The sequence below is a fragment of the Pseudolabrys sp. genome (assembly GCF_035943735.1).
In the GTDB taxonomy this organism is placed as follows: Bacteria; Pseudomonadota; Alphaproteobacteria; order Rhizobiales; family Xanthobacteraceae; genus Pseudolabrys.
Genome location: NZ_DASZBV010000004.1, coordinates 1 through 4,878 on the forward strand (window position 1 = coordinate 1; position 4,878 = coordinate 4,878).

Annotated in this window: 5 protein-coding genes; 3 read left to right on the top strand and 2 right to left on the bottom strand. The window is 62.8% G+C overall.

Annotated features, from left to right (window positions below):
- From VGV41_RS01820 to VGV41_RS01830, 3 genes are all read left to right on the top strand, one after another.
- On the top strand, window positions 1-328 hold a 328-nt coding region (locus tag VGV41_RS01820; RefSeq protein ID WP_326861941.1), incomplete at its 5' end, for a hypothetical protein.
- A gap of 49 nt (window positions 329-377) precedes the next feature.
- Window positions 378-1,379 (top strand): glycosyltransferase family 9 protein, encoded by a 1,002-nt coding sequence (locus VGV41_RS01825; protein ID WP_326861942.1) that lies wholly within the window; start codon window positions 378-380, stop codon window positions 1,377-1,379.
- 254 nt (window positions 1,380-1,633) lie between these two features.
- On the top strand, window positions 1,634-2,353 hold the full coding sequence (locus tag VGV41_RS01830; RefSeq protein ID WP_326861943.1) for an FkbM family methyltransferase: 720 nt from the start codon (window positions 1,634-1,636) through the stop codon (window positions 2,351-2,353).
- Between the two features lie 370 nt (window positions 2,354-2,723).
- Here the strand turns inward: VGV41_RS01830 and rfaE1 are convergent, their stop codons facing one another.
- Window positions 2,724-4,196 (bottom strand): D-glycero-beta-D-manno-heptose-7-phosphate kinase, encoded by a 1,473-nt coding sequence (gene rfaE1, locus VGV41_RS01835; protein ID WP_326861944.1) that lies wholly within the window; start codon window positions 4,194-4,196, stop codon window positions 2,724-2,726.
- A gap of 60 nt (window positions 4,197-4,256) precedes the next feature.
- Window positions 4,257-4,878: NAD-dependent epimerase/dehydratase family protein (locus VGV41_RS01840; RefSeq protein ID WP_326861945.1), on the bottom strand; the 622-nt coding region annotated here is incomplete at its 5' end.

A 4,878-nucleotide genomic window follows, 5' to 3' on the forward strand; every position in this document is an offset into this window, starting at 1 on the left:
GCCGATCGGCACGTTGAAGAACGCGATCTGGCAGTTCCCTTTCCGCGATCTCGACGAAGTCATCCGCAAAATGAACCGCTACTCCTCGCTCGGCGTGCCGAAGCTCGCGGGCAAGCGTGTGAGCATGGCCAGCGCCTTCGGCCATGGCCTGTGGTCTTTTATCAAACATTACGTGTTCAAACGCGGCTTCATCGACGGCTGGGCGGGCTTCGTCATCGCCTTCGGCAATTTCGAGGGCACGTTCTATCGTTACGCCAAGCGCTACGAGCAGACGCAGCGGTGGCAGCCTCCGGCATCGAAGCCGGTGCGCCGCAACGAAGGGGCATGAGCGGCGTGCCCGCCCCTTATCGGACCTGGCGCCGCCGAGGGTCCCAGTTGTGACCGCCTTCGCCGTCATCCAGCTCAAGCCCGGCATCGGCGACACGCTCTGGCATTTGCCCTTTGTGCGCGCCATCGCCTCTGCCGCACCCGGCGGCCAGGTCACCTTCCTGAGCCCACCGAGCAGTCTCGCGCGCGAGCTTCTCGTGGCCGAGCCGAAGATCACCGAGGTCCTCTACTTCGCGCACGGCGGCAATGAGATCACACGGGGGCTCAATGTCTTGCGGCTGGCGCGCCTCATGCGAAGTCGCAATTTCCAGCGAATCTACATCCTCGACCGCACGACGCGCCCGGCCGTTGCGGCGTGGCTCGCCGGCATTCCGGAACGCATCGGCATCGGGCTCGGCGCGCAGCGCGGCTGGATCACGAACCCCGGCATCGATCGCGCGCATTTCCATGCGCATCCGATTGGGTGGCTCAAGCAATTGATTCTGAGCGAGGGGCTCAATCTGCCATCCACCGAGCCGGACCTGCCGGTCCCCGCCAACGCATTGGTCGACATCGATACCCGCTTCGGCCATCTGCCGCGGCCCTGGCTGGTGCTCGGGCTCGGCGCGTCGCATCCGGAGAAGGACTGGCCGGACGAGCACTGGTGCGCGCTGCTGCAGGGGCTCGCACACGCATGCCGCGCAACCGTGTTCATGATCGGCGGGCCGACCTGGCGGGCGCGCGCCAAGCGCATCATCGACGATTCGGCTGTCGATGCCGTGAACGCCTGTGACCTGCCGATCTTGCAATCGGCGGCACTCTGCCAGAGGGCCGACCTGTTTGTCGGCGCCGATTCCGGCGCTCTCAATCTTGCCGCAGCGGTCGGCACCAAGGCTTATGGGCTGTTCGGCCTGACGCCCGCGCTCGATTACAGCCGCTACATCCACGTCATCCGCGCCGGTGACGACCCTGTGGCACAGACGTCAATGCGTGAGATCGCCCCGAGGCGCGTCATTTCGTTGATTGCGGTAGAGCTTGAAAGCATTCACCCGCGCCAGCCGGCGCCGCACTAGCTAATGTGCACGCCACGTTTATCGCGCTTCGGCGGCATTGTAGCGAGCATTTTTTGTAGCAGTGGATCGATGTCGACGTGAAAATGGCCAGCCTACCGCGCCGATAGCAGGTTGCGCTCTAACCGAGCGAGACACTCCGACAGCGGCCTGGGCGAGTGTAATGTATCTCATCTTTACAAAGAATGGCCCGATTGCTCTAAAGTGGATTCTTTGCAAGCATGATCGTGAGATGCTGCTTTGTGATGGAGGTCTAGTTGCCTTGGTTAGAGCCTTGGCACCTGAAACTGCGCCGGCGGGTCAGGAAGCCCTATAACAAGCTGTTTCACCGCAACTACTTTATCGCCAAATACATGGGGGCACAATTTCTGCTAGCCCCAAGCGGCATCGGATCGCTGGAGATATCAGCTGGCATTTCTGAGAAGCCGGAAATTCTTCATTTTATGAGCCGTTGTCGCGACCTTCGGCCAGATCAGTTCATAGACATCGGATCCAATATCGGCATGTACGCGTGCATTCTACTAAAGAATGGCTGCGTACCATTCGCAACATTGTTTGAACCGGACCGAAAGAACCAATCCCATCTCGGAGCAAACCTCTTAATAAACGGACTCCTTCAATCAGCAGATATTCGACCCGTTGCACTTGGGGACATCAATGGCTCGCTTTGCCTTCTACCGGGGGAGACGGATGGTGGATTTTCACGCATCGTGTCCGAGCCGAAAAACGGGGCCTACGAGGTAGCGGTAAGACTCCTCGATGACGAGCTTGATGCATCAGGCAAAGCTTTGGCGATCAAAATTGACGTCGAGGGATTTGAGCAGCGGGTTTTAAATGGGATGCAGAGGACGCTGCGCCAGAATAGATGTTTGGTTCAAATCGAAGCGTTCGAACCTTCAGGCGTGTTCTCATTCATGGACGCCGCCGGATACCGCCTAACCAAAGACTTCCTGCCTAATTACGTCTTCGAAAACTGACGACCCAACGTCGGCGCGGCCTCCAATCAAGACGCAGTTGTATCCATATCCCGACCGCCCTGAGCCCAGCCTTGCTCGGCGGCTGAAAGATCCCTGGCGCAATTGCGAATTCTGTCCGTATGTGACGTCACCGCCCAACATCGTCCAACCCTTGTAGCCGAGCGCGCAGGTCAGCCATTTGAAGATGCTTTCGGCCTGCTGGCATTCGGTAGCGGCAAATACCGCCGCTTCCGGATTTCCGCAACTCGCGCTTCATCCGCCTGAAGACTTTGGAAGAGCACATCGCGGCCGGACGACTGACGCCGGAATTGCGCTGGTCGCCGCCGCCTTCGACGCTTGACGGAAAGCAAGAAGTCCAGATTTACGGCAATCAGCCCCGCTTACCGTTGCGCGAGCGCTCGACCATCGACGTAGTCGAGTGCCCCGGCACGAGATCGATCAGCACCACCTGCCCGCCGAGCGCCTCGACAATGTCGTGGCCGACCACGGTCTCGCGCGTGTAGTCGCCGCCCTTGACCAGCACGGTCGGTCTCACCCGCGCGATCAGTTCGCGCGGCGTGTCCTCGTCGAACACGACGACGAGATCCACCGCCTCCAACGCCGCCAGCACCTCGGCGCGTGCCTGCACGTTCTGCACCGGCCTGCCCTCGCCCTTGAGCCGCTTGACCGAAGCGTCGCCGTTGAGGCCTACCACCAGCCGGTCGCAAGCGCCGCGCGCGCCGGCCAGCAGCTTCACGTGGCCCGGATGCAGGAGATCGAAACAGCCATTGGTGAAGCCGACCCGAAGTCCCTGTTTCTTCCACTCCGCCATATGCTCGTCGAGCACGGCCCAGTCGAAGACGATCTTCTCTTCCGGCGCCAGAGTGGCGGCGGGCAGGATGCGCGAACGCAGTTCGGCGACGGTGAGCGTGGCGGTACCACGCTTGCCGACGACCACCGCCGCCGCCGCATTGGCCGCACGCATCGCCGATTCGAAATCCGCGTTCATGGCGAGCATCGCCGACAGCACCGCCACCACCGTATCGCCAGCGCCGGACACGTCGCGCACGCGCACCGGATAGGCGGGCACGTGCACGGGCTCGCCCTCGCCGACCAGGGTCATGCCGTCCTCGCTGCGCGTCACCAGCACGGCGCGCGCGTCGAGCGCCTGACGCAGCTCGCCCGCGGCCGCGGCGACCTCCGCATCGGAATTGGCGACGCGATGCGCGGCGTCGGCGAGCTCCTGCCGGTTGGGCGTGATCAGGGTCGCGCCGGCATACATGGTGTAATCGCGCCCTTTCGGGTCGACGATCACCGGCTTGCCGGCGTCCTTGGCGGCGGCAATGACCGCGCGCACGACGCGCGGCGTCAGCGCGCCCTTGGCATAATCGGACAGCACCACCGCACCGACGCGCGGCATTGCCTTGAGTACATGCCCGATCAGCGCATCCTCGCTGGCAGGGCCGACCGGGCCGGCGTTTTCCCAGTCGGCGCGCAGCATGTGCATCGAGTGATGCTCGGAGACGAAGCGCACCTTGCGAGTCGTCTGGCGGCTGCCGTCAATGACCAGGTTATAGGAGATCAGCGGATGCGCGTTCAGCGCCTCGGTCAGCGCCCGGCCCGGCTCGTCGCTGCCGACAACGCCGATGAACACGCAGCGCGTACCGAGCGACACGAGGTTGCGCGCGACGTTGCCGGCGCCGCCGACCATCAGCTCGCTGCGCTTGCAGGCGATGACCGGCGTCGGCGCCTCCGGGGAGATGCGCGACACCTCACCATAGACGAACTCGTCGAGCATCAGGTCGCCGACGCAGAGCACGGTCTGGTCGGAGAGGTCGGCGAGATGCTTGTCGAAATCGAACATGGATTATTCCTGGCGCATGATCTTATCCGAAAACCGGTCCCCACTTTTCGGGATCATGCGCTAGCGAAACCGGTCTGCACAATCGAGATAGCCGGTGACGTAGCGTTCGACCGCGTTGTTCAGCGGCGTGAACTGCCCGTCATAGCCGGCGCGGCGCAGGTTCTCGGTCGAGGCCTGCGTGAAATACTGGTACTGGCCGCGGATCGCCTCCGGCATGTCGACATATTCGATGTTCGGCTTGCGCCCGAGCGCGGCGAACATCGCCGTGATCATGTCGCGAAAGCTCTCCGCCTTGCCGGTGCCGACGTTGAAGATGCCGTTGACGCTACCGCGCTCGAGCAGCCAGCGCAGCACAGCCACCGCATCCTCGACATAGATGAAATCCCGGCGCTGCTCGCCGTCGGCGATGCCCTCGCGGTGCGATTTGAACAGGCGCACCGGCTGCCCTGCCTTGGCGCCGTCGAACACCTTGGCGAGCACGCTCGCCATGTGTCCCTTGTGATATTCGTTCGGCCCGTAGACGTTGAAGAACTTCAGCCCGACCCAGTGCGGCGGCAGGTTCTGCTTCTTCACATGCCGCTCGATCAGCGCCTGATCGAACAGATGCTTGCTCCAGCCGTAGAGATTCATCGGCCGCAGCTTGCGCAAGCTCTCCGGCGCCCAGTCGTCGTCGAAGCCCTGC